Genomic DNA, 26,249 nt, shown 5'->3' on the forward strand with positions numbered 1-26,249 from the left:
GGAACATGGGAGCGCAGTATGCTCCTGTTCGTCGCAGCCAAACGACCTGCATGCTCCCGCGTTCCAATCCGTCGCGGGTGGACGGGACGGTCTCAGATCCGGAAGCGCCCGAGTGCTCCGTCTTCGAACACGGCGGTGAAGACGCGATGATGGCCGCGGACGGCGTCGAGATCACTGGGATTGCGGATGCATCGCTCGGCGTCCGCGAGGACGAGATCGGCGTGCTTGCGGACGCAGTCGATCCGATGCGGATCGCGCTCGCAGCTCACGACCTGGATCATCACCTCGATCATGCGGATGAGCACCGGAGGCGCATCCGCCGCATTCTGCCTGATCATGTCGAACATGGCGGCGACCAGTTCAGCGTAACGGAGATGAGGAACGACCAGCGCGGGTTTTCCATCCTTGATCCAGACGCCCGTTTGCAACCGCAGCGGCTGCATCTCGCACAGGGCCGCGCCGAGCCGGTCGAGGACGGCGATCGCCGTATGCGGATCGTTGATCCCCGGCGACAGCGCACGGACCGCGACCTCGACGAGTTGCCGAACCGCGAAGCGGAGATCGGCCGAGGTGACCTGCTGCGGGCCGAGGGCTGTCGCGTCGCGGATCGCTTCCTCGAGTCCATCGCGCGTCCTGGTCGCCATCGCGATCGGCGCGCCGGGAAATACGTAATCGCCCGGCCGTACCAGGAGATGGATGGCGGTGTCGTGCTCGCACGCCCACGTCGCCAGTCCGCTCTCGTCCAGCTGGACCAGATAGCCCTGACGCGCGTCGACGATCGGAACGGCATGCTGCCAGAAACGTGCAGGTGGAGGTGCAGGTTGGCTATCCTCGCGGGTGAGCGAGTGGATCATGGCCTGCACGTCGTCGCTGACCAGGCCGATGACGGTGTCGACATTGATCCGTCCGGACATGTGCCCGACGAAATAGACGAGCGTGGCGACGGAGAGAAAGGCGAGCACGATGCCGATCGTGGTCGCGAGGTGCGGCACGAACGCGCCTTCCGCCGGGGTGCGCACGCTGCGCAGCACGATGAGCGCGTAGCAGAAGGTGGCGAGGAAGACGCCGAGCGTGATCTGGTTGCCGCGATCGCGCGTGAAGTTGCGCAGCAGCCGCGGCCCCATCTGGCCGGCCGCGAGCGACAGCGCCGCGATCATGATCGAGAACACCGTGCCGGCGACACCGATCGTGGAGGACGCGATGGCGCCGAGAAGGGTGCGGGCGCCGGTGGCGCCGCCAGTATAGAGCCACTCGTTGCGCAGCCAGTCGGGAACGATGGTGCCGCGATCGATCTCGATCGCCATGAACGCGATGCCGATACCGAGCAGGACGATCAGAGCCGGCACCAGCCAAAACGTCTCTGCGAGATCGTCGAGCATCTTGCGGAAACGTGCGGTCATGGGTCCTCGATGCGCGTGATCGGAGGCCCCCGCTGGACGATGACGCTTCGGCAAGGCCGGGCGGGAGCAAGGGGGCTGCGGAGACGGGGCCGCCGCCTGTCAATGGTTCCTCTCCAGGATGGTTCCGCGACCGGCCCTGTCGGCTTTTCCGGTGTTTGCGATCCGGGGGGCGGCAGCCGTGCGCGGCCAGCCAGGTCCGTCAGAGCGAGATGGACGTGAGACTTGGACGATGGGAAGGGACGCCAGCAATCAGAGTACGAGAGCGTACGAAGCGCCTTTGACTGCGTCGAACCTTCGTCGCCCGCGTCGGTTCAAGGTCCGCATCACGATCCAATCCAGGAGGAAATGGAATGTTTGTACGGCTCATCGCATCGTCGTTGTTGGTTCTCGCTGCGTCTCAGGCTCCGGCGTTCGCGCAGGGCACCAGCTCTCATGCCGCAACCCAGAACAGTCAGGCGAGCAATTCGGCGTCGCAGCCGATCCCGCAGGAGATCAAGCAGAAGCTGCAGAAGCAGGGCTTCACCGACATCAACGTGGTGCCGGGTTCGTTCATCGTGAGCGCCAAGGACAGCAACAACGATCCAGTGACGATGGTGATCGGGCCGCACTCGCTGACGATGTTCAGCGAGATCAGCCCGCAGAGCCAGACCACCGGCAGCGCCAGCGGTGCGGCGCATTCGGGCGGCAGCTCCAGCAACACGCAGAACGGCAGCGGCCAGAGCAGCAAGTAATCGGATCATTCGTCGGAGGCCGATCGGGCGCGGGTCACAAGCTCAGTGTGGCCCGCGCCGCCGCGTGCCGGCAGTCCAATGGTCATATACTCGCGATCCCATCAACCAGGCCTGGTGAGGACATCTGCAAACGTCAGAGTGAACAATACGGCGACGAACACCAAGCCGGCCACCGCGGCGAGCCGGATCAGCGGCTTGGATTTCGTGAGCTCCATGAAAAACAGCATGACCAGCCCGCTCTTGATCACGGCAATCACGATGCCGGCTGTGGTCGTCAGCCGGCCCATGGGAACGTAGGCGATCGCCGTGCTGCTGAACAAGAGCAGCATCAGAGCGAGCCAAATCAGACCATTGCGGCGCCACCATGTGCCGGCCGTCGGAAGCCGTCCTTGCTGCGGGTTCATGACGCCCGTCCCGGAAGGTAGATCAGGGGATAGAGGAAGATCCAGACGATGTCGACGAGATGCCAATAGAGGGCGGTGACCTCGAGCTCCGGATTGCAGCGGAGCGGAAGCCTCTTCAGATAGCCGAGCAGCGCGAGCCGGCTGACGAGAACGATGCCGATCGTGAGATGGATGGCGTGGACCGCCGTGACAAGCCAATAGAAGCCGAAAAACAGCTGCGCGGCTGCTTGCGGAAGCGAGAAATGCAAGCCGGGGATCAAGCCCTTGTCGATGTCCTCCTTGTACTCGAAGCCCTTCACCACCAGGAAGGCGAGCCCGAGCAGGGCGGTGGCCGAGAGGCAGCCGATCATCAGCTGCCGAAAGTCGCGGCCGGAGCTCGCCGCCTGCGAAGCCATTGCCATAGTCAGGCTGCTGGTCAGGAGAATGACGGTGTTGATCGTCCCATACCAGATATCGGTCTCACGCCCCGCGGCCGAAAAGGCGGCAGCGTTCTCGGTTCGGCAGATCGCGTAGGTCGCCATCAGTGCGCCGAAGAACAGCATCTCGCTGGCGAGAAAGACCCAGATGCCGAAGCGTCCGGCGTCGCGCTGGCGCGCAAAACTGTCCCACGGCTCCCTGAGAAGGGCATTCGTTTCCGTCATGTCACGTCTCGCGCATCTTGAACGGCCGGCCGATCGGTGCCGGCGGACTGGCCCGCCGCGTGATACTCGTAGGGTCCCCGCTCGACCCGCGGCTGCCGGTCGAAGTTCTTCGGCGGGGGCGGGGACGTCGTGCTCCATTCGAGCCCGGTGGCGCCCCAGGGGTTCTTGCCTGCCGTCCGTCCGTAGAACAGCGACCACGTCAAATAGCCGAGCGGCAGCAGGTAGGCGGCGGCGAGGACGGCAGCGCCAGCGGACGACATGACGTTGTAGATCTGAAACTCGGGCGGGTAGGTGTGGTAACGGCGGGGCATGCCGAGATAACCGGCGAAGAACTGCGGCAGGAACGTCATGTTGAAGCCCGCATACATCAGGATGGCGGCGAGTTTCGCCCAGCTCTCGGGATAGGTCTTGCCCGTGACCTTAGGCCACCAGAAGTGCAGGCCGGCGAAGAACGCCGACACCGAGCCGCCGACCATGATGTAGTGGAAATGCGCCACGACGAAGTAGGTGTCGGTCACGTGGATGTCGACCGGAATGGATGCGAGGAACAGCCCCGACAGCCCACCCGTCGTGAACAGTCCGACGAAGCCGAGTGCATACAGCATCGGAGAATCCAAGCTGATCTGGCCGCGATAGAGCGATGCCGTCCAGTTGAAGACCTTGATCGCCGAGGGCACCGCGATGATGAAGGACAGGAAGGAGAAGATCAGGCTCGCATAGATGGACTGTCCGGAGATGAACATATGGTGGCCCCAGACGAAGAAGCCGATGCCCGCGATGGCCATGATCGCGTAGACCATGAAATCATAGCCGAAGATGCGGCGGCGCGCGAAGCAGGGAATGATCTCGGAGACGACGCCCATGGCCGGCAGAACCATGATGTAGACGGCCGGATGCGAGTAGAACCAGAACAAGTGCTGGAACAGGATCGGATCGCCGCCATTGGCGGGATTGAAGATAGGCAGGCCGAGCCAGCGCTCCGCCATCACCAGCATCAGCGAGATCGCCAGCACGGGCGTCGCCAGCACGATGATGATCGATGTCGCGTAGATCGACCAGACGAACAGGGGCAGGCGGAACCAGGTCATTCCCGGCGCGCGCAGCATGTGCGTGGTGGCGATGAAATTGACGCCGGTGGCGATGCTCGCGAAGCCGACCACGAACACGCCTGCGGCGGCAGCGAACACGTGGCTGTTGGAGAACATCGTCGAGTAGGGGGTATAGAAAGTCCAACCGGTGTCGACGCCGCCTGCGACCAGTGCGTAGACCGTGAACAGGCCGGCGGCGATGGTGAGATACCAGCTGAACAGGTTGAGGCGCGGAAACGCGACATCGGGCGCGCCGATCATCAAAGGCAGCAGGAAGTTGCCGAGCGTGTTCGGAATCGACGGCACCAGGAAGAACCAGACCATGACGATGCCATGGAACGAGAACAGCTTGTTGTAGCTGTCCGAGGTCAGCAGCCAGCCGTTCGGCTGGAACAGCTCGAGCCGGACCATGGTGATGGCCGCGCCGCCCATGAAGAAGAACACGGTGATGGTGATGGCATAGAGGATCGCGATGCGCTTGTGATCCGTGGTGATCAGCCAGGATGCGATCGTGCTGCCGTGGCGCAGATAGTCGAGCCGCGGCGGCAGCGGGAGTTCGCCATCGAGCAGGGCGTCGGTCATTGAGGCTCTCCCGCTGTCAACGATCTGATGTAGGCGGTCAGGCTCTGGATCTCGCCATCGTCGAGCTGGCCGGCGAAGCTCGGCATGATCGGCTCGTATCCGGCTACGATGTCGCGCTTGGGCTGGAGGATCGAATCCCGGATATAGCCGTCATCGGCGACGACGTGTCGTCCGTCGGCCAGCGCGATGGTGCGGCCATAGAGCCCTTGCAGACTTGGCGCGTGGACGTTTGAAGACGCCGCATGGCAACCGGAGCAGCCGTTGGCGACGAACAGCCGGGCGCCATGATGCGCGAGGTCATCGCCTTGGGGCTGCGCGCTCAGCCATTGCGCGTAGGCCTCCGGTGGCATCACGATGATGCGGCCGCGCATCAGCGAGTGATCGGTGCCGCAATATTCGGCGCAAAGCAGCGGGAAGACGCCGGCCCTGGTCGGCTTGAACCACAACTCGGTCGTCCGTCCCGGCAGAACGTCCTGCTTGACGCGGAAGGCCGGCACGAAGAACGAGTGGATGACATCTTGCGACGTCATCTGCAGGCGGATCGCCCGCCCGACCGGCACGTGAAGCTCGTTGATCTCCCGGGCACCATTGGCGTGCTGCGTCTTCCACATCCATTGCTTGGCCAGGACATGGATGTCGAGTGCATTGGCCGGCGCCGACTGGCTGCTGACGTCGATCGAGGACGCCCACCAGAACAGGAAGACGAAGGTGAACAGCGTGGCGGCGGTCCAGCCGATTTCGAATTCCCGGCTCACGAATTCCGGCAGCCGGCCGCGTGGAGCCGCCGAGCCGCGCCGGTAGCGAACGGCGAAGGTGAGTATCAAGCCGAACACCAGCGCCGATGTCGCGGCCGACAGCACCAGCAACAGATCAAAGATCCGGTCGACGTCCTCGGCGTGGGTGGTGGCGCTCGACAGGTGCTGGAATGAGCTCATGTCGGCGCTCCGCTTCTCATCGCGCGCGCCAGCAGCAGGGCGATGGCGCCCATCACCAGCGCGCATGTGCCCGCGCCGGCGAGCTGGAGCAGCATTTCGATCCGGCTTGTGTACACGCCATGCACCGCATCGAAGCCATAACAGAGCAGGGCAATCCGCCCGGCGAGGCCGCCGATCGTTCCCCGGCCGGCTTCGATCAGCGCGATGCGCAGATCCTGCGGTTGCAGGGCAAGGCTGGAAAGCGCCCGGGTGACACGTCCATCCGGAGAGAGCGTGACCAGGGCCGCTGGGTGGGCAACGGCGTCGTTGGCCGTATCCGCCTCGAAATGGTAGCCGATCGCGGTGGTCAAGCGGTTGATGGCAGCGGTGCTGCCGGTCAGCACCGCGACGCCGGGACCACCAACCTGGGCGCCCGCAAAGCGGCGCGCGTCGGCCAGATCATTCCTGGCGTCAATGCCGACGACGACAAGGCTGTAGTCGCGTCCGGCGATCAGGCCAGTCTGCTGCAGGGCCGCCGAGACGATCGTCAGGGCCGGTCCGCAGATCTGGCGACAGGTGAAATCGGCTGGGAGCAGCAAAGTCGGACGATGGCCAATGGCGGCGCCGAGGGTGATGTTGTTTCCGTCCAGGGCCTTGAACACCAGGTCCGCCGGCACCTTGGCGTTGGCCGCCGGTGCCAGCGCAACTCCCTCGATCTGCCGTTGTGCGAGGCCAGCCATAGCCTGCGTGGACCACAGCACAATGGCAGCGGCGACGAGGAGCCGGGTCATGGCTGGGCTCCGGGCGTGACCGGTGCGGCGGCGTCAGGCTGAGCAACCGGATCGAAGCCGTGATCACCGCGGCTGGCGACGATGCGCATGGCGTCCTCGATCGGGATGCGGGCGAGGTTCCGGTCGCGGTCGACCCAGGCGTAGGTCGTCAGTTCGGCGCGCTGGGCCTTCTCGAACGCCGCCAGATCCGAGGAAGGTGACCGTTGCAGCGCCGGCTGCGGAAACTGGCGCGGCGGCGCCCGAGTCAAGATGTCCGGCGCATGGACGTCGAGATAGTAGAACAGGCCGGCCATCGACGCTGCGACAAAGGCCAGGAATCCGGCGATGATCCAGGCGACGGTCCGGATGTCGATCGCGGGCGGTTGCGGCACTGTGCGGCTGCCCATCTCCTCAGTCGGCATCGCCGCCCTCCAGGGATGAGAGAACTCCTCGGGCGGCGACCGCGGATGCGAGCGCCAGCACCAGCAGGGTGATGGCCGCAAAGGCGACCGTCGCCGCCTGCTGCGGGAAAGCCGGCGTGATCAGCCATGTGAGATGCAGCGACACGCCGATCAGGATCAAGGCGCCTGCGATCAGCAGGCCGTTCGAGCTGCTGCGCACCGATTTGATCATCAGCATGCCGAACGGCAGCAAGGCTCCCACAACGAATGCGACCAGGAGGACCACGAGCCAGACGGGAGACACGCGCTTCAGGAACCACTCGGCCTTGTCCGGAAGGTCACTGTACCAGGCCACGACCATGGTCATGTAGCCGAGATAGACCACGCCGAGCAGCGTCGCGATCAGCAAGCCGCCGAGATCGCCGGCAACCCTTGGATCGAGCACACGGACGGTCAGGACGGTGGCCAGAGCCAAGGCCGCCAGCATCTGCTGGATGACAATCATCGCCGCGAATGCCGTCGCGACATAGTCCGGCTCGACGGACAGGTACCAATCGACCGAAACGAGGCTGATGGTCAGGCCGAAGAAGGCCAGCCCCAGCGCTGCGAGCAGCCGGCTGCCGGCGCCCATGGCGAAGACCAGCCCCAGCACCGACCATCCGGCCAACGTGACCAGCGCGCGCAGCGCGAACCAGGGGCTGCTGAGATACCAGCGCGCGACATCGGCCGGCACGCGGCCCGGATCCGCGGCCCATGGGTAGATCGATGGCAGGGAAGCCAGGATGGGGAGGATCGCGATCAGCACCATCGGCATCAGAGCCGCCGCGGGTCGCAGCACTGGGCGGGCCGCCACGCCCCATGCCCCGCCAGTCAGGCGATGGATCATCAGCAGCGACATGCTTCCAATCGGAACGGAGCTCCAGATCGCAAAGCCGACCAGCCAGCCACGGCAGACGGACGGGAGGGCGCCGGTGAAGCCAGCGACCGCTACGATGAGAGCTGCGGCTGCCGCGATCAGCAGTCCGATGCCAGCGCTCGCGCCAGGGATCGACGGTCGGGCCGAGGAACGAATGCCAGCGGTCATGGCAGCTTGCTCCGAAGCTCGGGCACCTCGGCGACGTCGGTGTGCTGCGACTGTTGCAACGCCCGGATATAGGCGACGATCGCCCAGCGCTCGCGCGGCTCGACTCTGGCGGCGTAGGAATACATCACGCCATAGCCGTTGGTGATGACGTCGAAGAAGTGCTGCGCGGGAGCCGCGCGCAGGCGTGCCGTGTGATAGGACGGCGGTCGAGGGAAGCCGCGCTGCACGATCATGCCGTCTCCCTGGCCGGCGAGGCCGTGACAGGGCGAGCAGTAGATGTCGTAGCGTTCATGGCCGCGCGCCAGGAGGTCGGCGGAAACCGTGGCCGGCTGGCGGGCCTGCGCCGCCCGCTCGATGTCCCCTTGGGCCACGGTCCCCGGTGGCAAAGGCTGAGCCTCGGTTCCGTTCGGCAGCGAGGGCGCCGCGGCGTAGGTGCCATATCGATTCTGGTGCGTCATGGAGTGATCGCCGCAACCGCCGAGCAGCACGAGACACGTCAGCGCGGGGAGCAGGCGGGGGATCATGGCGCGCGCAGCTCCGTGACGACTACGGCGCCGGCGTCCTGCAGCACCTGGCGGAGGTCGGACGCGCCCTCATTACCTGCGGCTGCAAGCAGGAAATAGTGGTCCTGGGTGGCACGCTCGAAGCCTGGGACGTCGAACAGTGAATCATGGAGGCGGGGCAGGCCGCACGACCAGAGAAAGGCGATGACGCCGCTGAGCGCGGCGGCGAAGACGCCGACCTCGAACGGGACCAGCAGGAACACCTGCCACGAGTTGAGCGGGCGGCCGCCGCTGTTGATGGGATAGTCGATCGTGGCGCTGTACCATTGCAGGCCGAAGGCGACAGCGGCTACGGCAAGGCCTCCAATCAGCATGGCTGTGCGGATGTGGGACGGGCGGAAGCCGAGTTTGTCATCGAGCCCCTCCACCGGATAGGGCGTGAACGCATCGAGCGCCTGGTGAGGGGTCTGCTTGACGCGCGCGAGTGCGATCTGCAGCCGTTCCACGTCGCGGTACTCGGCCAGGTAGGTCGTGCTCATGCCGCGCCCTCCTCATGGGCCAGCTCGCGCATGTCGAACATCGAGACCGCCGGCACCAGACGGACGAACACGAGGAAGAGCAGGGCGAACAGCCCGAGCGGTGCGATCAGGAACGACCAGTCCCAGAAGGTGAAGTGAAAGCTGCGCCAGAGCGAGGGCATGTAGCCGTGCGACAGCGTGTTCCAGACAATGAGAATGCGCTCCAGCCACATTCCGACATTGATGGCGATGGCGATCGCGAACAGCACCGGCAGCGAACGCCTGAGCCGCGGCAACCAGAGCAGCTGCGGGATGGCGACGTTGCAGGCGAGCAGGGCCCAGTACATCGGCGCATAGGTGCCGGTGAACTCGAACGCGACGAGGCCCCGCTCGCGATGCTCGCCGCCGTACCAGGCCATGAACCATTCGGTCGCGTAGGAGTAGCCCATCACGATCGATGCCATCAGCAGGATGCGTCCGATCACCTCGAAATGTCGGCGCGTGATGATGGCCTGCAGGCCGAACCCCCAGCGAATGCCAAGGGCCAGCACGACCACCATTGCGAATCCGGAATACATCGCGCCGACTACAAAATAGGGCGGGAAGATCGCTTCCTGCCAGCCGGGCATCAGGCTCGCCGCGAAATCGAGCCCGACGATCGAATGCACCGAGCAGACCAGGGGCACGCCGAGCGCAGCCATCGTGCTGTGCAAGGTTTGCAGCCGCGACCAGTGTCGCGTCGATCCGCGCCAGCCCAGCGCGAGCGCGCCGTAGAAGCGCTGTCCGGCATGGGAGCGTGTCCGGTCACGCATCGTGGCAAGGTCGGGAATCAGGCTGACGTACCAGAAAAGGATCGAGAACAGCAGGTAGCTGACGATGGCCCAGAAATCCCACACCAGCGCGCTGCGCCATTGTGGCCACAGCGCCATCGTGTTCGGATAGGGCGCCAGCCAATAGGCATAGATCGGGCGTCCGAGATGCATGATCGGCATCAGCCCGGCGATAGCCACCGCGAATAGCGTCATGGCTTCGGCGAAGCGGTTGATCGACCCGCGCCACTTCTGGCGCGTCAGCAGCAGCATCGCCGAGATCAGCGTGCCGGCATTGCCGATGCCGATCCACCAGACGTAATTGGCGATGGCGACGCCCCAGACGATGGTGGAGTTGACGCCCCAGATGCCGATCCCCTGATCGAACAGCCAGACCACCGCAACGATGAACCACAGGCTGATGATGCCGCTCACCAGCAGCGACAGCCACCAGATGCGGCCCGGCGAGGTCAGCAGTGGCGCCGTGATCGCCTGGGTGACCTGGACGTCGCTTGCCCGCCGGGCCGCAATCCAGCGCGACGGCGCGGCGGGATCGGGCTCCAGCACCTGGCTCACGTGCCGCCTCCGTCATGGTCTGGCGCGGGGTTGCGGACATCCGCCAAATAGGTGGTCCGCGGCCGGGTCCCGAGATGCGCCAGCAACGCGTAGTGGCCCGGCTCGGTGCGGCGGCGCAGGATCGACGCGTCCGGCTGCTGCAGGTCGCCGAACGTGATCGCCTGCGTCGGGCAGGCATTCTGGCAGGCGGTGTGAACCTCGTCGGCGCCCACCTGACGGCCCTCGCGATCCGCTGCGCGTTCAGCGGCACTGATGCGCTGAACGCAATAGGTGCACTTCTCCATCACGCCGCGCGCACGGACCGTGACCTCCGGGTTCTTCTGCCCGCGGTATGGATCGAGGCCGAGATTGGCGTATTCCTGTCCATCGGCGTAGCCGAAGAAATTGAAGCGGCGGACCTTGTAGGGGCAATTGGCTTCGCAGAAGCGCGTGCCGACGCAGCGGTTGTAGACCTGCAGATTGAGGCCGCCGCCGTCATGGACCGAAGCGGCGACCGGGCAGACCGGTTCGCAGGGCGCGTGCTCGCAGTGCATGCACGGCACCGGTTGAAAGCCGAGCTGATGATCGCCGGAGCCGCCATGATCGTAGACGTCGATGCGCAGCCAATGCATGTCGCGGCCGCGCGCAACCTCTTCCGGTCCCACCACGGGAACGTTGTTCTCGGCCTGGCAGGCGACCACGCAGGCGTTGCAGCCGATACAGAGCGAGGTGTCGATCGTCATCGCCCAGGCATGGCCGTTATCCGGCCGCGGCCGCTCCGGCATCAGGCTGGGCCTGTCGTGGATCGCAAGCGTCTTGGGCAAAGGCTGCGGTTTGCCGAGCTGATGCACGGGGAATAGCTCGCGGACATCGTCCGGCCGCCGCACCACGTTCTGGGTCGTGAGAATGGCCTGTTGCCGGCCGGTGCGCGCGAACCTCACCGAGGGGACGAGCCAAGGAGAGTCCACGCCGCCACGCAGGACGTAAGCATCGACGCCGACGCCGCTGCCGATCGCGCCGGCCTTGCGGCGACCCATCCCGAGCGTCAGGCTCGCGGTCCGAGGCGCGAGCCCCGGCTCGATCAGGACCGGCGCCTGCACATGCTGTCCGCGCGATGTGACGGTGACAACATCGCCGCTGGCCATCCTGAGCCGCCTTGCGTCGTCGGGGTGCAGCAGCAGGGCGTTGCCCCAGACCTGCTTGCTCAGCGGCTTCGGACATTCCTGAAGCCAGGCATTGTTGGCGAAAGAGCCGTCCCAAAGGCAGGGGTCGGGTCGCAAGACGAGCGCCGCGCGGTCGTCGCCTTGCTCGTCCTTTGGCGCCGCATCGGCAAGGGCCGGAAGCACCGGCTCGCCGGCGCTGACGGGAGGGGCCGCCGAGTTCGCGATCACGCCGTCATGCAGCGCCTGCGACCACCAGCTTTCGAAATCCGTGCCTCCTTGAGAGCGCCACGTCTCGCGGACCAGGTCGTAGGACCGCGCGTCGGCCCGTCCCACGAGCTGGGTCAACAGCTCGTGATCGGTCATCGTGCGATGGAGCGGCCGGATCAAGGGCTGGATCAGGCTCGCTGTGCCGTCACTCGCGCGAACATCCGACCAGGACTCGAGCACGTGGCTCAGCGGAACGTGCCAGGTGGCGAGCTCAGCCGTCTCGTTCGCGTAGCAGCCGGCATGGAGGCGGAAACGCGCATTCGGCAGCGCGGCAGCAAAGCCGAGCTCGGCCGGCGTATCGTAGGCCGGGTTCACGCCGATCATGACGATCTGCGTGACCTTGCCGGCCGAGAGGTCGGCGGTCAGCTCCGAGATCGAGGCTGACGCGTGACCGTCGGGCGTGCGCGTGAGGGGCTCGATCAGGCCGAGCGGGGCCTGCGCGTGCGAGTTGATCCAGTGCACCAGGGCATGTGTCTCAGCAGTGAGGCCCGGCCCCGCCAGCACCAGCGCGGCTCCCCGATGATCCGCGAGATCCTTCGTCAGCGCGGTGACCAGGGATCGGGCCCGCTCGGGGATGGCCGGCTCGCGGACGGCAGCGCCCTGCGCCCGCGCGATGGCGACGGCGACTTCACCGATCTCGTTCATTCCGAGCGCCAGGCGATGATCGGCTTTCGCACCGGTCAGACTCGGCACTGGCTCGAAGGCGTAGATGCGCGAGAAGTCCGATGTCGTGGGCCTGCGATGTGCGGCAAACCCGCGCCCATTGCGCATCTGATCCGGGCCCGCGCCCAGCGGATCTGCATCGAGCGCCACGATGATGCGCGCCTTGTCCAAGCGCGGAATGGCATGCAGCGGCCGTCCAAAGGCGAGCGTCGCGCCGGCCTCCGCCGCGGGATCGCCGAGCGGATCATGCGCATGCCATCGTGCCTTCGGATAGGTCCGGAGAAGCCCGCCGATCTGGCGCAACAATGTCGGCGAGGTCGTCGGCCCCGTCAGCAGGCGGAAGCCTTCGCCGTCGTTGGCGCGCATGTGCTGCTGCTCGCCGACGAGCGCCTGCTGTAGCGCCTCGTATGACGTGATTGCCCCGTCCCGCAGGACCACGGCGGAGCGGTCGGGATCGTAGAGCGACAGCACCGTCGCCTCGGCAAACAGGTCGGTAGCCCCGAGGCTTGCGGGGTGGCGGGGATTGCCTTCGATCTTGAAGGGGCGGCCGTCGATTGACTTGACGATGACGCCGCGGCCGTAGCCGGACAGCGGCAAGGTCGTCGCGAAGTGCAAAGCCTCGCCTGGAACCAGCCGCTCGGGCATCGTCACATAGGGAATGATCGTCTCGGCCGGCTTGCTGCACGAGGCAAGTCCCGACGCGATCCCTGCCGCGAGCAGGCCGAGCGCTTTCCGGCGGTCGATCGTCGCGGGCTCCGCCACCGGTGATGCCACCGTCGGCAGTTCGTTCACCTGTGGCATATCGAACAGTCCGTGAGATGACGGGTGTGAATGTGATAGGCCGCGGCCAGTCGGGCGCCGGCCTTGTTCTGATCAGGCGGCGGAGTCCATTTCGGATCGAACACGGTTTCGCGCGGCTGCAACGCCTTCGCCGGGTCGCGATGGCAGTCGAGGCACCATCCCATGGTGAGGGGGGCGGCCTGCCGCATCAGCGGCATGCGATCGACCCGGCCGTGGCAGGTCACGCAGCCGACGCCTTTGGCGATGTGGACCGAATGGTCGAAATACACGTAGTCCGGCAGGCGGTGGACGCGCTGCCACGCGATCGGCTTGTTCTCGGCGAGACTCTTGCGGACCGGAGCCAGCATCGTCGCATTGGTCCACAATTGCGAATGGCAGGTCATGCAGGTCTCCGTCGGCGGCACTCCGGCGAAGCGGGCCTTCTCCACGGAGGTGTGGCAATAGCGGCAGTCGAGGCCGAGGCCGCCGACGTGATGGTCATGACTGAAGGGCACCGGTTGATTGCGCGTGATGTCCTGGTTGGTGGTATAGGGCGAACTCGTGATCCGGTAGGCGAGGCCGATGCCGAGCACCGGAGTCGCGCCGATGGCCGCGAGCACCAGAAGGGCGATCGTGTTGGCTCCGGGACGGAAGATCTGCATGTGTCCCGTCTCGTCGTCGTTCGCTCTACTGGGCCTTGATCCTGACCGGCACCGACTTCGATGCCGGGGTCTTCGACTGGCAATCGTGGTGAGACAGCGGGACGAGCGGATTCATCTCGGGATAATAGGCGCCGACGCAACCCGGAGGCAGGTCGAACGGCGTCACCTTCAGCGGGCCCGCTTCGCGGTGAATCCCGTCCTCGGCGTCGCTGACCAGGTAGACCATCTGGCCTTCGCTCAGGCCGGTGCCGGCGATGTCTTCGGGACTCATCAGCAGCACCTGCCGCGTGCCCTCGATGCCGCGCATGCGATCGCTGAAACCGTAGATCGTGGTGTTGAACTGGTCGTTGCTGCGCATCGTCAGCAGCCGGTAGCGTCCCGGCGCATCGTCGAAGCCGGCTGCATCGAGCGTCTCGGGCACCGTGAAATCCGCCCGTCCGCTCTTGGTCTTCCAGATGCGCTCGCGCGCCGAATTGCCGCGATAGAACCCGCCGGGCGTGAACATGCGCGCGTTGAAATCGTGAAACTCATCCGGATAGGTCTCGGCGATCAGATCCCGGATCCGTGCGTAGTCGCCGACCCATTCGCGCCATCGTAGCTTTGGATTTGCCGCCAGCGTCGCCTTGGCGAGGCTGGCGACGATGTCGATCTCGGATTTCAGGTGCTCGCTCGCCGGTTTCCGCATTCCGATCGACCCCTGGATGCAGCTGAACGTATCCTCCATCGTGACCGCCTGAGGTCCCGACGCCTGCATGTCCTCCTCGGTGCGCCCGCGACACGGCAGCAGATACGCCGCCTTGCCGTTGACGAGATGGCTGCGGTTGAGCTTTGTCGCGATCTGTACAGTGAGCTCCATGGAGCGCCAGGCATTCTCCATCGCCTCGCGTTCAGGGATGGCGCGAACGAAATTGCCGCCGAGCCCGAAGAAGGCCTTGACCTTGCCGGTCAGAATGCCCTCGCAGGCCTCGACGGTGTTCATGCCCTTGTCGCGCGGCGGATCGAAGCCGAACTGCTGCTTGATCTTGTCGAGCGGCACCAGCTCCGGTTTCTCGGAAATCCCGACCGTCCGCTGTCCCTGCACGTTGGAGTGGCCGCGGACCGGAGAGATGCCGGTGCCGTCGCGACCGATATTGCCCTTCAGCAGCAGCATGTTTACCAGCATGGCCACGTTCTCGAAGCCGTGGACATGCTGGGTCAATCCCATGCCGTAGATGGCGATGACGCGGTCGGCCTGGACATAGATCCGCGCGGCCCGTTCGATGGCACCCTGGCTCAGCCCTGACCTTTGCTCGATTTCGGGCCATGACGTCGCGCGAACCTTGGCCTCGAACGCCTCGAAGCCGCTGGTGTGCTGCGCGATGAAGGGAGCGTCGAGAACGCGCTTGCCCTGCTTCTTGGCTTCGTCGTCGGCCGCAAAGACATATTTGCAAATGCCCATGATGACGGCGATGTCGCCGCCGAGCTTGACCTGGTGATATTGGGTGCTGATCGGAGTTTCGCTCCCGGTCAACATCTCGGTCGGGCTTTGTGGATTGGTGAAGGCGACGAGGCCTTTTTCGCGGACCGGATTGAAGGTGACGATCGGGACGCCGCGCTTGGCGGCCTCCTGCAGCGGATGCAGGAAGCGCGGACTGTTCGAGCCGGTGTTCTGCCCGAAGAAGAACATGGCATCGCAATTCTTGAGGTCGTCGAACACGACGGTGCCGACGCCGGCGCCGATCACCGTCTTGAGCGCGACCGAGGTCGTCTCGTGGCACATGTTCGAACTGTCAGGCAGATTGTTACAGCCATAGGCACGCGCAAACAGGGCGTAGATATAGGATGTTTCGAGGCTGGCGCGGCCTGATGAGTAGAAGATCACCGACTTCGGATCGAGCCGGTTCAGCTGTGCGCCGATCGCCGAGAACGCCTCGTCCCAGCTGCAGGGCATGTATTTGTCGCTCGCGCTGTCGTACCGCATCGGCTGAGTCAGCCGGCCCTGCTGCTCGAGATCATAATCGGACCAGGACAGCAGTTCGCTCACGGTGTGTGAAGCGAAGAAATCAGGCGTGCAGCGGTGGGTCGTCAGCTCCCACAGCGTCGCCTTTGCGCCGTTCTCGCAGAACTCGAAAGTGTGATAGGTCGCCGGCTTGGCCCAGGAGCAGGACACGCACATGAAGCCGCGCGGCTTATTCTGCCGCATCAACGTCTCGATGGCCGTCGGAGTGTCCCATTCTTTGCCGAAGATGCGTGAGATGCCTCTCAGCGAGCCCCAACCTCCGGCCGGACCGTCATACTGGACGGTGCGTTCCTCGTCATGGGTGACCGTATTGTCGCTCTCAGCCATGACGTACTCCTGCAGGCGTGCTCGCCCAACGTACTCACGAAGACGCCGTTCCAAACGGCCGTCGGTCGACGTCGGCTGACGGTCCGGTGCCGTACCAAGGGCCGGGCCAGGCGGCGGCCTCGATTGTTTCCACTCCGGACCTCGGCGATCAGTGGATGAACTTGCCTGGGCGAAGGCCATCGCTGTCATGGAAGAGAAGCTGGAACGTGACCGGAGGCGACCATGGATCATTACGACGATGTTCTGCGCCTGCTGGTGGCGGCCGCGACCGGCCTGCTGATCGGGATCGATCGGGACATGCGCGGCAAGGCCGTGGGCATGCGAACGCTTGCACTGGTCTCTCTCGGATCTGCGTTGGTGTCGATCGCGGCGATCGAGTTCAAGGACCTGCGGGATCACCCGGATGCGATCTCGAGGGTGATCCAGGGTGTTCTGACCGGGGTGATCAGCGGGGTCGGGTTCATCGGTGCCGGCGTCATCTTGAGAGACCAGCGCGCGAAGACGGTTCGCGGACTGACAACAGCGGCAACCGTCTGGATCGCTGCGGGGCTCGGAATTGCTTGTGCGTTAGGGGCCTGGCTTCTGGTCGGGGCGGCGATCACGATCACGTTGCTGGTCTTGTTCGGCATGGGATGGCTGGAGCGCGCCACGGGGATCAAGGACTAGCGGCTCGCCCCAGCGCCGTCGTGTTGCGTTGCGCATAGCGTCGATATCACGCGACGGGTGAAGCGTGCGCCCGGCTTGCGGGCGGCGCGGTCACCGCTGGCGATTGCAAGGCAGCAGGGTAGGGCGCCCCTTACTGTCAAGCCTTCTTGTCCGACAGCGACAACGTCCGCTTCGCAACGAGGCCGAGCGTCGATCCTTGGACGATCACGCTGAACACGACGACCGCATAGGTGGCTGCGAGAATGGGAGCCTTGGCCGCTCCTTCCGGAAGCGACAGCGCCAGCGCGACGGAGATGCCGCCTCGAACACCCGCCCAGGTCAGGAAGGGGATGTTGTGGGCCGAGACGAGCGTGGTCCGCGCCAGGAACAGCAGCGGAAGGCTGACGGCGGTCAGCCGGCCCAGCAGCACGATCGGGATCGCCGTTGCGGCTCCCAGCAGCGCCAGCGTGCCGAAGCGGAGCAGGAGAACCTCCAGGCCGATCAGCAGGAAGAGAACCGAATTCAGGATCTCGTCGATCAGGGTCCACAGGCCGAACAAATAGCGCTGGGTCTGCTCGCTCATGGCGTATCGCGGGCCGCGATCTCCGATCAGCAATCCGGCAGCGACCACCGCGAGCGGCGCACTGCAATGTAGCCGCAAGGCAACCGCGTAGACGGAGGTGACGAGCGCCAAGGACAGCAGAACCTCGATCGCATAGTCATCGATCGCATGCATGGCCCTGTAGGCGATATAGCCGCCCGCCAGACCCAGGAGAATTCCGCCACCGGCTTCGAACAGCAGCAAACGGCCGATGTCGGAGGCACCGACATCGCCACCACCCGTGGCATAGCGAAGCAGAATGGTGAACAGGACGATCCCGATGCCGTCGTTGAAGAGCGACTCGCCCTGCATCTCGATCTCCAGGTCCGGCGGGACGCGGATGTTCCTGAGCGTGCTCAGAACCGCCACGGGATCGGTGGGACTGATGAGGGCGCCGAAGACCAGCGACCAGGCGAGTGAGATCGGCAGGCCGATGGCCGTGCACGCACCGTAGAAGCCGAAGCCGACCACCACGGTCGAGATGCCCGTACCAAGCAGGGCCAGAGTGATCACCGGAACAGCCCGGCGCCTGAGCTGCTTGAGATCGACGTGCAGCGAGCCGGCGAACAGGAGAAAGCCGAGCATCCCGTTCATGACGACCGAGGAGAAGTCGATCTGGAGCAGCGCATTCGTCAGCGGCGCGAACAGGTGATGCGACGGCGCGGCGACGTCGACCAGCACGAGAATGCCGGAGACCACGACACTCATCAACAACAGGCCGATCGTGTGCGGCAGCGGACTGTACTTCTGGTTTAGCCAGCCGAACAGCGCCGAGAGAACCAGCAGGATCGCGCTCAGGTCCAGAAGGGAAAACGCCAAGTCGCTCTCACTGCTTTGTCGGGCGTCGCGATGCGGAGCTGGACCTGATGCTCGACCGCACGCAGCCGTCCAGACCAGCCGTGCCTGCTCGGGCGGACCGGCGGCATCGTCTCAGGGAATGCCGTCGGGAGATCGTTCGTTCCTCGCGAAAGTCCCAGGTGGTACCCCGAAGGTCACCGCCGCTCGATGTGCAGACCGGGATTTCCGAACAGGGTGTTCTCGTGGGCAGCCTGGATGACGCGGTGGCAGTTGCAGCTCAGTTCCGCCATGCAGGCCTCGTTGGTGATCGCAATGTGCTTACGGCTGCGGCGGATGAGCCCGGCAGCCTCCATTTCGGCAAACGTGTCGGTGATGCTCGCCCGCCGCACCCCAAGCGCTTGGGCGATCGAGCGATGGGTGATGCCGATCTCCGGGCTGTCCGTCCGGTCCCTGGCGACCAGCAGCCATCGCGCAACGCGCTGATTCAGGCTGTGTCGCGAGTTGCAGGCCACGAGCTGGGAACTCTGAATGAGGGTTGCCTGGACGTACCGCAGCAGCATCTTTTCGACCTCGCGGTCCGTGGTCATCGCGTGAATCAGCGCTTCGACGCGGATGCGCAGTGCGGTTCCCGGTACCTGGACGGTGCACGTATGCGGCGAGATGCGCATGCCGAGAACCAGGGGAATGCCGACGAAATCCTTTTTGCCCAGGGTCTGAATTTCGACCTGGAGACAGTCTCCCGCCCGCGTACTCACGGATGCCGCGCCGGATTCGATGAAGTAGGCATACTGAATGGGAACCCCACGATCCTGCAGACGCATTCTGGCCGCGAGATCGACGCTCTCGCAGCGCTCGAGCAGGTTCTGGCGGGAGCGACGCGAAAGGCTGCTGAGCAGCGCGTTGCCTGTCTCCTGCGGATCGGTGCAGAGCAATCCCCGGGCGTTGATGGTCTGCGGTGGTCCCGCGGTCCACGCGCGATCGTCTATCGTGTCGGTTTTCAGCATGTCGACCGTCCTCGCCATCGCCATTTGACTATTGATGGTGAGTGCAGGACGCTCATCCCAGTCGGGCTGACGGTGAGGCGCCGTCAGGAAAAACCTGACTCTGAGAGAACCTGGTTTTTGAGGGATAGATTGACCAGTCAGAAAGCGAGTGCCGCCCGGCGGTCCCTGGTGCTCCTGGTCATGGCCGCCGCAATTCCCTTGATCCTGTTTGCCGGCTGGGTGGTCTTCCTGAACGCCCGCCAGGCCCGAACCGATTCGCGCGTCGCCGCACTCGAGACGCTCAACCGCGTCGTCGGCCGTCTGTCATCCGAGCTGGGCCTTCAGGTCGAGATTGCGGAGACGCTCGCCACCTCTGCGAGCCTCGATGCGCCGGATCTGGACTCGTTCTACATCGAAGCGCTCCGCATCAAACAGGCAAGGCCGCTATGGGAGACGATCGAGCTCGTCGATCCCAAAGGCAATCAAGTGCTCAATCTGCTGCGGCCCATCGGGGCTGACCTCGGAGCCACGGCAGACCGCGAGAACTTCGAACGGATATTGGCGACCCGCAAGGCGGCGATCGGTGGCATTGGCCCGATCGGCCCCATTTCCGGCAAACGGCTCGTTGCGCTCAGGGCGCCGGTCGAACGACACGGTGAACTGAAATTCGTGCTGACGGTCGCTCTGGTGCCGGATGCGGTCAGCCAGATCCTGAAGGGCGCCGGCGCTCCACCCGGATGGGTCGGTGTCGTCGTCGACGCGAAAGGCAACATCGTCGCACGGACAATCGGCGAGTCGTTCGAGCTCGGAAGGCCGGCCGGCGCTGCCGTTCGGCAGGCGATCTCGGAAGGATCGGAAGGAAACTATACGGCAACGACACCGGAAGGCGCCCGCGTCGATTCGATCTTCAAGGAGCTGCCGGGCACCAGCGGCTGGTCGGTTCACCTTGGAATCCCGACAGATCAGCTCGATGCGCCGGTTCGCCGGTCGGCCTTCGTCCTTGCCAGCGGAGGTGCAGTCAGCCTGACGCTGGGCATGGCGCTCGTGTGGTTTACGGCGCGGGATATCTCGCAGCGGCGTCTGGAGCAGGAGGCCCAGGCGGCGCTGGCCCTGAAGGCCAGTGAAGAGCGGCGACGCATCATGGTCGATGCCGCGGACCTCGGCGTCTTCAGTCTGACCGTGTCGACGGGTGACGTCATCGCCTCCGGGCGCGCCCTCCAGATGCTGCAGCTGAGCGACGAGGCCGGCCATGAGGACCTGACGCTCGCACTCGATCGCGTTGTCGAAGCCATCGAGCCGGCCGACCGTGCTGCGGTCAGGAACGCTCTGCTGCATTGTCGCGGAGACCAGGCCGTCACGGTGGACTTTCGAACGGCGACGCCACAGCCGCGCTGGCTGCGTGTCAACGGCCGCTGCTCGCATCGGCCGGATACAGGCGGTGAGGTCGTGGTCGCCGTTCTTGTCGACATCGACGACAGCAAGCGCGCAGAGCTCGACCGGCAGCGTCTTCTGAGGCGACTTGGCAAGGCGGAAGAGGATGAGCGCAAGCGCCTGTCGCGCGAATTGCACGACCAGATCGGTCAGACCGTGACCGGCCTGCTATTTGGCCTCAAGAACGTCGAGCAGGCGATTGCGCAACTCCCCGGGCAGGCCGCACAGCTCGACAGCCTGCACGCGTTGCAGGCGCTTGCGAGCGACATTGGACGTGACATCCACCAGATTGCTGCGGATCTTCGTCCCGCCGCGCTGGACGATCTCGGATTGTACAAGGCGGTGCAGGCGTTCTGTTCGGAATGGTCGCGACGATTCGGCGTCAGCACGGATGTCCAGACGTTGGGACGTGCGGGCCGGCTTCCGCCGGAGGTCGAGAGCGCGATCTATCGCGCCATTCAGGAAGCCCTGACCAATGTGGCAAAGCATGCGGGGGCGCGGCACGTCAGCGTCGTGCTGGACCGGCGCGAAGAGGAGCTCCGCGTCATCGTGGAAGACGATGGCAAGGGATTTGATCCCAATCGCCGCGCCAGTCCTGACGGCGCGAGCCAGAGGCTTGGGCTCTCGTTCATCGAAGAGAGAATGTCGCTGCTGGGAGGAACGCTCGCGATCGAAACCGAGCCCCGGCACGGAACGACACTCTACATGACGGTGCCGGTGATCAACGGGAGCTTGAGATCTTGACGCCGATCCGGATCACGCTAGCGGATGATCATCCCCTCGTGCTTGCAGGGATGAAGGCGCTCCTGGAGCGCGTCGGCGACATGGAGGTCGTCGGCGAGGCCACGGATGCCGAGACCGCGCTCGAACTCATCGCGCGTGAAACCCCGGATATCGCGGTTCTGGACATCTCGCTTCCGGTCATCGGCGGCATCGAGCTGGCGCACAGGATTGCGGACAAGGTGCCGTCGGTACGGATGCTGGCGCTCACGGTGCATGAGGATCGCGCCTATGTCGAACCGATGATGCAGGCCGGCGTGCGTGGATATCTGCTCAAGCGCTCCGCGGCCGAAGATCTGGTGCGCGCCATCAGGGCCATTGCCGAAGGCGGCGTCTATCTCGATCCCGCTGTCGCGGAGAAGCTCCTGCCGGCTGCACGGGTCGACGAGTCGACTCCGGGCAAAGCATCTCAATATGAACTGACACCGCGCGAGACTGAAGTACTGCGCTTCATCGCGCAGGGCTTCAGCAACAAGGAAATCGCCGGACGCCTGGATGTCAGCGTGAAGACGATCGAGACGCACAAGTCGAGGGCGGTCGAGAAGCTCGGCCTGTCCACCAGAGCCGACATCGTGCGTTATGGCGTGTCGCAGGGATGGCTCGGCGATCTCGCCAAATAAGCTGATGATCGCGACAGATTGCCGCTGATGCACGGTAGCCCGCATGGTACGCAGCGGTACACTTCAGGAGAACTCGGGCAGCTGGCGCGGATTGGTCCTTCGCAAATCGAAACGAAGGAGAACTCCATGCCCATCAGAAACGCAGTTCCAGTCGCAGCTGTTGCGTTCGTGGCGATCCTCTCGGGCGCCGACATGGCGTCCGCGGCAACCGTGATATCTCCCAAGGCGCCGATTACAGCCGGAAGCAGCGTCAACGGGACGAACGTGATCGAGGCGCGCTGGCGTGGCGGCGGCTGGCGCTACGGGCATCGGGGTTACGGCTGGCATCACCGCTACGGACGCGGTTACGGCTGGGGACCGGCGATCGGCGGTCTGGCAGCCGGCGCGGTGATCGGTGGAGCCATCGCCAACAGCCGCGCGCAGGCGGCAGAGACCGACGCCTATTGTTCGCAGCGCTTCAGGTCCTACGACCCGAGCTCCGGCACCTATCTCGGCTATGACGGACAGCGCCATCCCTGTCCGTAAACCGCGGCGCGATCATGAGGAGGGAATCCTCCTCATGACATCGACGGTCGCTCGAGATCGAACACTTACGTCAAGAAGGTGAATTTTATGCGAAATCTGACGACAGCGCTGGCGCTGACAGCCCTGGCATCCACGGCAGCGCTTGCCGAGACGGCATCGCAGGCACCGGCCGCAAATCAGAGCGGTCGCCAGGACATCGTCGCCAACCTCCAGCAGTCCGGCTTCACGAATGTGCGGGTGATCTCCGCCCCAACCGTCATCCAGGCGAAGGACCGGTCGGGCAATCCGATCATGGTGTTCGTCGGAGCGAATGTGACGGGCGAACCCGCGACGGTCGGGGCGAACACTGCGGCATCGGCGGGCTCCGCTTCGGATGCAGCGCCCGGCGGCGCCTTCACATCCGTTCCGGCCAAGGACGGGCTCGGATCGCGGATGATCGGACTCGACGTCTACAACATGGCCAAGCAGAACATCGGCACCATCAAGGATATCGCCTTCAACGAGAATGGTGTCGACGGCTACATTCTGTCCGTCGGCGGCTTTCTCGGCATCGGCGATCAGTACGTGGCCGTGCGTCCGTCGGCGATCAATATCAAATATGATCAGAACGATCGGCGGTGGCATGCCTCGATGGACACGACGGCGGAGCAGCTGAAGGCCGCCCCGTCATTCAAGTACCCCAGCAACATGTGAGCGACGACGAGCCGGAGCGGCGTGCGTGCCGCTCCGGCTTGCCGCCGCGGCTGCTTTTCAAATCGATAGACAGCGAGAACGGGCATGTGGCGTAGCAGGTCGGCAGCTGACTGGATGGCGCTCCTCCTGGGCGTCGTGATGATCGTCATCGGGATCGTCCTGGGCATCGGCGGCGCCTGGCTCATCGCCCTTGGCGGCTCGTTCTACTATCTTCCGGCCGGCATCGCCTTGATCCTGTCCGGCTACCTTCTTGCGCGTCGCCGTGCCGAGGGCGCGTGGTGTACTCGTTGCTGTTTCTCGTCACGGTCGCCTGGGCGTGGTGGGAGGTCGGCACGGACGGATGGGCGTTGGTGCCCAGGACGGTCGGTCCCGCCGTGTTGCTCGTATGTGTCATCCTCCTGGCGCCGACATTGCGCGCCTACCGCCATGCGTTCGAGCTCCCGGCCACGGTCGCAGTGGGCACGCTGATGCTGGTGGGAACGGGCTATATGATGTTCGTGTCCTCGAATGCAGCGGCGGCCGTGTCGGTGCCGGGGACGGCGGCCGGCGCCGCCATGAGCGATTCCTCGCTGCTCAAGGCAGGCGCGGACTGGCCCGCCTATGGCGGGAGCTACAGCGCACGACGCTATTCGCCGCTTGACCAGATTAACCCCACGAACGTGAGCCAACTGACCAGAGCATGGGTGTTCCACACCGGTGATCTTCCATCCGACGAAACGCGAAACACCTATGGCGCCGAGACGACTCCGTTGAAAGTCGGCAACCTGCTGTATGTCTGCACGCCCAAGAACATTCTGATCGCCGTCGAGGCGTCGACCGGAAAGCAGCGCTGGCGCTACGATCCTCGCGTTCCCGACGCGTTCATCCCCTATACGGCCGCCTGCCGCGGTGTCGCGTACTTCGCGGTGCCGGATGCCGATCCCGCGCAACTTTGCGCGGCCCGGGTGTTCGAAGGAACGCTGGATGGACGTCTCGTCGCGGTCGACGCCGAATCCGGCAAACCTTGCATGTCGTTCGGTTACGGAGGTCAGGTCGACACGGCGACCGGGATCGGGCGGCATGATCCCGGCATGTACTCGATCACGTCGCCGCCGACCGTCATTCGCGGCGTCGTCGTGGTGGGACATCAGATCCTCGATGGACAGAAGCGCGATGCTCCGTCAGGCGTCATCCAGGGCTACGATGCGGTCTCCGGCAAGCTGCGCTGGGCCTGGGACATGGCGAGGCCGGATGGAGCTGCGCCGCCGGCCCTCGGCGAGACCTATAGCCGCGGCACGCCCAACATGTGGACGACCGCGTCTGGCGACGAACAGCTTGGGCTTGTCTATCTCCCGCTCGGGGTCTCGGCGGTCGATTATTGGAGCGGCAGCCGCTCGGAGGTCGAAAAACAATTTGCCACGTCGCTCGTGGCCATCGATGTGACGTCGGGCAAGCCGGCCTGGCACTTCCAGACCGTTCACAATGACGTCTGGGACTACGACCTCGGCTCTCAGGCCACGCTGGCCGATTTCCCCGACAAGACGGGCCAGTCTGTTCCCGCCCTCGTTCTGCCCAGCAAGCGAGGAGACATCTTCGTGCTGGGCCGCCGGACCGGCGAGCCGCTGGTCGGCGTGGAGGAACGCCCCGTGCCACAAGGCGGCGTCGAGCCGAAGGAGCGTGCCAAAACGCAGCCGTTTTCCTCCTACCATACGCTTCGTCGGCCCGATCTCACCGAACGCGACATGTGGGGCATTTCTCCCATCGATCAGATGGTGTGCCGCATTCAGTTCAGGCGCGCCGACTATCAGGGGATGGCGGTGTCGCGCTCGATCCGGTCCGCGGCATCCTCGTTGCCAACTACAACGACATGCCGAACTATAACAGGCTGGTTCCGCGCGACGAGGCCAATCGGCGCGGCTGGGCTCCGCGGGAGCAGGCGCGCGGGACGATCGGAGGTCCGGAAGGGGCCGGGGATCCACAGCAGGGTGCACCGTACGCCATCAACGTCAACGCCGGCTGGCGTCTGCCTTTCACGGGCATGCTCTGCAAGCAGCCACCTTACGGCGGCATCCGCGCCATCGATCTGAAGTCTGGAAAGACGTTGTGGGACCGACCCCTGGGCTTGGCCCGGACCAACGGACCGTTCGGCATCCCGTCGATGCTGCCCATCCGCATCGGAACGCCCAACAATGGCGGCTCGGTCGTGACAGCAGGAGGACTTGTGTTCATTGCCGCCGCGACCGACAACCTGATCCGCGCGATCGATATCAGGACCGGGAAGACGGTCTGGAGCGACACCCTTCCGGCGGGCGGCCAGGCGACGCCAATGACCTACGAGGCCGACGGGCGTCAGTATCTCGTCATCATGGCGGGCGGCCACCATTTCATGGAAACGCCGATCGGTGATGCCGTCGTCGCATATGCCTTGCCGCAAAGTCCTGCCGCAACGACCCGGAGGGAAGCTCAATGACGGTTGAAAGCAATACGTGGCGTACTCCCCGAGCCGGCGGGCATGCACCGGCTTTGAAGCGTTTCGATCACACGTCGTTCAGGAGTGCGGCGAGCGGAGCGTTCTCGAACGGGTCCTGGTGCGACGTCGCGAATTTGATTGTCGGGGCCTTCCTGTTCTCGTCGCCCTGGGTGCTCGGCTTCGGCGGTCCCGTCACAAACGTCGCAACGCGGACGGCCGGCGTGCTGGGGGCGGTCATCGCTGTCACCAGTGTGGCAGCCCTGAGGGCGTTCGAAGCTTGGGAGGAATACATTCTCGTCTTGGCGTCGCTGTTGGCGATCTTGTCGCCGGCCTTCGTCGATCTGCCCGGAACGGCGGCCGTCACGGTGGGGCTGAGCGGCGTCGTGACTCTGGCCCTGGCATGTTCGCGCCTCTGGTTGCTGCGTCAGACGGCGCCGGCCTCGCGCTGATTGCGGCCTCTCGT

Annotated in this window: 25 protein-coding genes; 9 read left to right on the forward strand and 16 right to left on the reverse strand. The window is 65.0% G+C overall.

Annotated elements, in window-relative coordinates; translation table 11 throughout:
• Positions 1-92: 92 nt before the first annotated feature.
• On the reverse strand, positions 93-1,400 hold the full coding sequence (locus ACQR10_RS28980; RefSeq protein WP_316216344.1) for a DUF2254 domain-containing protein: 1,308 nt from the start codon (positions 1,398-1,400) through the stop codon (positions 93-95).
• Between the two features lie 350 nt (positions 1,401-1,750).
• Between ACQR10_RS28980 and ACQR10_RS28985 the strand changes: the two genes are divergently transcribed.
• Positions 1,751-2,131, forward strand: coding sequence for a hypothetical protein (locus tag ACQR10_RS28985; protein WP_316216345.1), 381 nt, complete (start codon positions 1,751-1,753; stop codon positions 2,129-2,131).
• A gap of 101 nt (positions 2,132-2,232) precedes the next feature.
• On the opposite strand, the gene ACQR10_RS28990 is transcribed toward ACQR10_RS28985, so the two are convergent.
• From ACQR10_RS28990 to ACQR10_RS29050, 13 genes are read right to left on the reverse strand one after another with little or no spacing between them, the layout of a single operon-like run.
• Positions 2,233-2,535 carry a cytochrome C oxidase subunit IV family protein gene (locus tag ACQR10_RS28990; protein ID WP_316216346.1) on the reverse strand — a complete coding sequence of 101 codons (303 nt, stop codon included), beginning with the start codon at positions 2,533-2,535 and terminating at the stop codon, positions 2,233-2,235.
• Positions 2,532-3,176, reverse strand: coding sequence for a cytochrome c oxidase subunit 3 family protein (locus ACQR10_RS28995; protein WP_316216347.1), 645 nt, complete (start codon positions 3,174-3,176; stop codon positions 2,532-2,534). The genes ACQR10_RS28990 and ACQR10_RS28995 overlap by 4 nt, the downstream gene beginning before the upstream one ends.
• On the reverse strand, positions 3,173-4,846 hold the full coding sequence (locus ACQR10_RS29000) for a cytochrome c oxidase subunit I (RefSeq protein ID WP_316216348.1): 1,674 nt from the start codon (positions 4,844-4,846) through the stop codon (positions 3,173-3,175). Before ACQR10_RS29000 ends, ACQR10_RS28995 begins: the two co-directional genes overlap by 4 nt.
• Positions 4,843-5,781: a cytochrome c oxidase subunit II gene (coxB, locus tag ACQR10_RS29005; protein WP_316216349.1), complete on the reverse strand. Its 939-nt coding sequence runs from the start codon at positions 5,779-5,781 to the stop codon at positions 4,843-4,845. Before coxB ends, ACQR10_RS29000 begins: the two co-directional genes overlap by 4 nt.
• Positions 5,778-6,551, reverse strand: a complete 774-nt coding sequence (locus tag ACQR10_RS29010) for an SCO family protein (RefSeq protein ID WP_316216350.1) — start codon at positions 6,549-6,551, stop codon at positions 5,778-5,780. The genes coxB and ACQR10_RS29010 overlap by 4 nt, the downstream gene beginning before the upstream one ends.
• Positions 6,548-6,952: a hypothetical protein gene (locus ACQR10_RS29015; protein ID WP_316216351.1), complete on the reverse strand. Its 405-nt coding sequence runs from the start codon at positions 6,950-6,952 to the stop codon at positions 6,548-6,550. The genes ACQR10_RS29010 and ACQR10_RS29015 overlap by 4 nt, the downstream gene beginning before the upstream one ends.
• The gene (locus tag ACQR10_RS29020) at positions 6,942-8,015 is read right to left on the reverse strand and encodes a hypothetical protein (RefSeq protein WP_316216352.1); all 1,074 of its coding nucleotides are present in this window, start codon (positions 8,013-8,015) and stop codon (positions 6,942-6,944) included. The genes ACQR10_RS29015 and ACQR10_RS29020 overlap by 11 nt, the downstream gene beginning before the upstream one ends.
• Positions 8,012-8,539 carry a c-type cytochrome gene (locus ACQR10_RS29025; protein WP_316216353.1) on the reverse strand — a complete coding sequence of 176 codons (528 nt, stop codon included), beginning with the start codon at positions 8,537-8,539 and terminating at the stop codon, positions 8,012-8,014. The genes ACQR10_RS29020 and ACQR10_RS29025 overlap by 4 nt, the downstream gene beginning before the upstream one ends.
• Positions 8,536-9,057, reverse strand: coding sequence for a DUF3341 domain-containing protein (locus ACQR10_RS29030; RefSeq protein WP_316216354.1), 522 nt, complete (start codon positions 9,055-9,057; stop codon positions 8,536-8,538). Before ACQR10_RS29030 ends, ACQR10_RS29025 begins: the two co-directional genes overlap by 4 nt.
• Positions 9,054-10,421: an NrfD/PsrC family molybdoenzyme membrane anchor subunit gene (nrfD, locus tag ACQR10_RS29035; protein WP_316216355.1), complete on the reverse strand. Its 1,368-nt coding sequence runs from the start codon at positions 10,419-10,421 to the stop codon at positions 9,054-9,056. Before nrfD ends, ACQR10_RS29030 begins: the two co-directional genes overlap by 4 nt.
• Entirely contained in the window at positions 10,418-13,294 is a 2,877-nt protein-coding gene (locus ACQR10_RS29040) for a 4Fe-4S dicluster domain-containing protein (protein WP_316216356.1), read from the reverse strand. Before ACQR10_RS29040 ends, nrfD begins: the two co-directional genes overlap by 4 nt.
• A complete protein-coding gene (locus ACQR10_RS29045; protein WP_316216357.1) occupies positions 13,282-13,935 on the reverse strand; it encodes a cytochrome c3 family protein in 654 nt (217 codons plus the stop codon). The genes ACQR10_RS29040 and ACQR10_RS29045 overlap by 13 nt, the downstream gene beginning before the upstream one ends.
• Before the next feature lie 25 nt (positions 13,936-13,960).
• Entirely contained in the window at positions 13,961-16,261 is a 2,301-nt protein-coding gene (locus ACQR10_RS29050; protein ID WP_316216358.1) for an FdhF/YdeP family oxidoreductase, read from the reverse strand.
• Between the two features lie 222 nt (positions 16,262-16,483).
• Between ACQR10_RS29050 and ACQR10_RS29055 the strand changes: the two genes are divergently transcribed.
• Complete coding sequence (locus ACQR10_RS29055) at positions 16,484-16,927, forward strand: MgtC/SapB family protein (RefSeq protein ID WP_316216359.1); 444 nt, start codon at positions 16,484-16,486, stop codon at positions 16,925-16,927.
• 136 nt (positions 16,928-17,063) lie between these two features.
• Here ACQR10_RS29055 and ACQR10_RS29060 read toward each other — a convergent pair whose 3' ends face one another.
• Both ACQR10_RS29060 and ACQR10_RS29065 read right to left on the reverse strand, forming a co-directional pair.
• Positions 17,064-18,326: a cation:proton antiporter gene (locus ACQR10_RS29060; protein WP_316216360.1), complete on the reverse strand. Its 1,263-nt coding sequence runs from the start codon at positions 18,324-18,326 to the stop codon at positions 17,064-17,066.
• A gap of 173 nt (positions 18,327-18,499) precedes the next feature.
• On the reverse strand, positions 18,500-19,309 hold the full coding sequence (locus tag ACQR10_RS29065; protein WP_316216361.1) for a Crp/Fnr family transcriptional regulator: 810 nt from the start codon (positions 19,307-19,309) through the stop codon (positions 18,500-18,502).
• Positions 19,310-19,438: 129 nt separating this feature from the next.
• Here ACQR10_RS29065 and ACQR10_RS29070 point away from each other — a divergent pair, with 129 nt between their 5' ends.
• The 7 genes from ACQR10_RS29070 (at position 19,439) to ACQR10_RS29100 (ending at position 26,235) form a co-directional block, all read left to right on the forward strand.
• Positions 19,439-21,463 (forward strand): sensor histidine kinase, encoded by a 2,025-nt coding sequence (locus ACQR10_RS29070; RefSeq protein WP_316216362.1) that lies wholly within the window; start codon positions 19,439-19,441, stop codon positions 21,461-21,463.
• Complete coding sequence (locus tag ACQR10_RS29075; RefSeq protein ID WP_316216363.1) at positions 21,460-22,119, forward strand: response regulator transcription factor; 660 nt, start codon at positions 21,460-21,462, stop codon at positions 22,117-22,119. Before ACQR10_RS29070 ends, ACQR10_RS29075 begins: the two co-directional genes overlap by 4 nt.
• Positions 22,120-22,245: 126 nt before the next feature.
• On the forward strand, positions 22,246-22,644 hold the full coding sequence (locus ACQR10_RS29080) for a BA14K family protein (protein ID WP_316216364.1): 399 nt from the start codon (positions 22,246-22,248) through the stop codon (positions 22,642-22,644).
• Between the two features lie 87 nt (positions 22,645-22,731).
• Positions 22,732-23,337 carry a PRC-barrel domain-containing protein gene (locus ACQR10_RS29085; RefSeq protein WP_316216365.1) on the forward strand — a complete coding sequence of 202 codons (606 nt, stop codon included), beginning with the start codon at positions 22,732-22,734 and terminating at the stop codon, positions 23,335-23,337.
• Between the two features lie 287 nt (positions 23,338-23,624).
• On the forward strand, positions 23,625-25,403 hold the full coding sequence (locus tag ACQR10_RS29090; protein ID WP_434848333.1) for a PQQ-binding-like beta-propeller repeat protein: 1,779 nt from the start codon (positions 23,625-23,627) through the stop codon (positions 25,401-25,403).
• Entirely contained in the window at positions 25,355-25,786 is a 432-nt protein-coding gene (locus tag ACQR10_RS29095) for a PQQ-binding-like beta-propeller repeat protein (protein WP_316216367.1), read from the forward strand. The genes ACQR10_RS29090 and ACQR10_RS29095 overlap by 49 nt, the downstream gene beginning before the upstream one ends.
• Positions 25,783-26,235 (forward strand): SPW repeat domain-containing protein, encoded by a 453-nt coding sequence (locus ACQR10_RS29100; protein ID WP_316216368.1) that lies wholly within the window; start codon positions 25,783-25,785, stop codon positions 26,233-26,235. Before ACQR10_RS29095 ends, ACQR10_RS29100 begins: the two co-directional genes overlap by 4 nt.
• Positions 26,236-26,249: the final 14 nt, after the last annotated feature.

Origin of the sequence: Bradyrhizobium sp. HKCCYLRH2060, from assembly GCF_051168135.1 — a bacterium.
Taxonomy (GTDB): domain Bacteria; phylum Pseudomonadota; class Alphaproteobacteria; order Rhizobiales; family Xanthobacteraceae; genus Bradyrhizobium.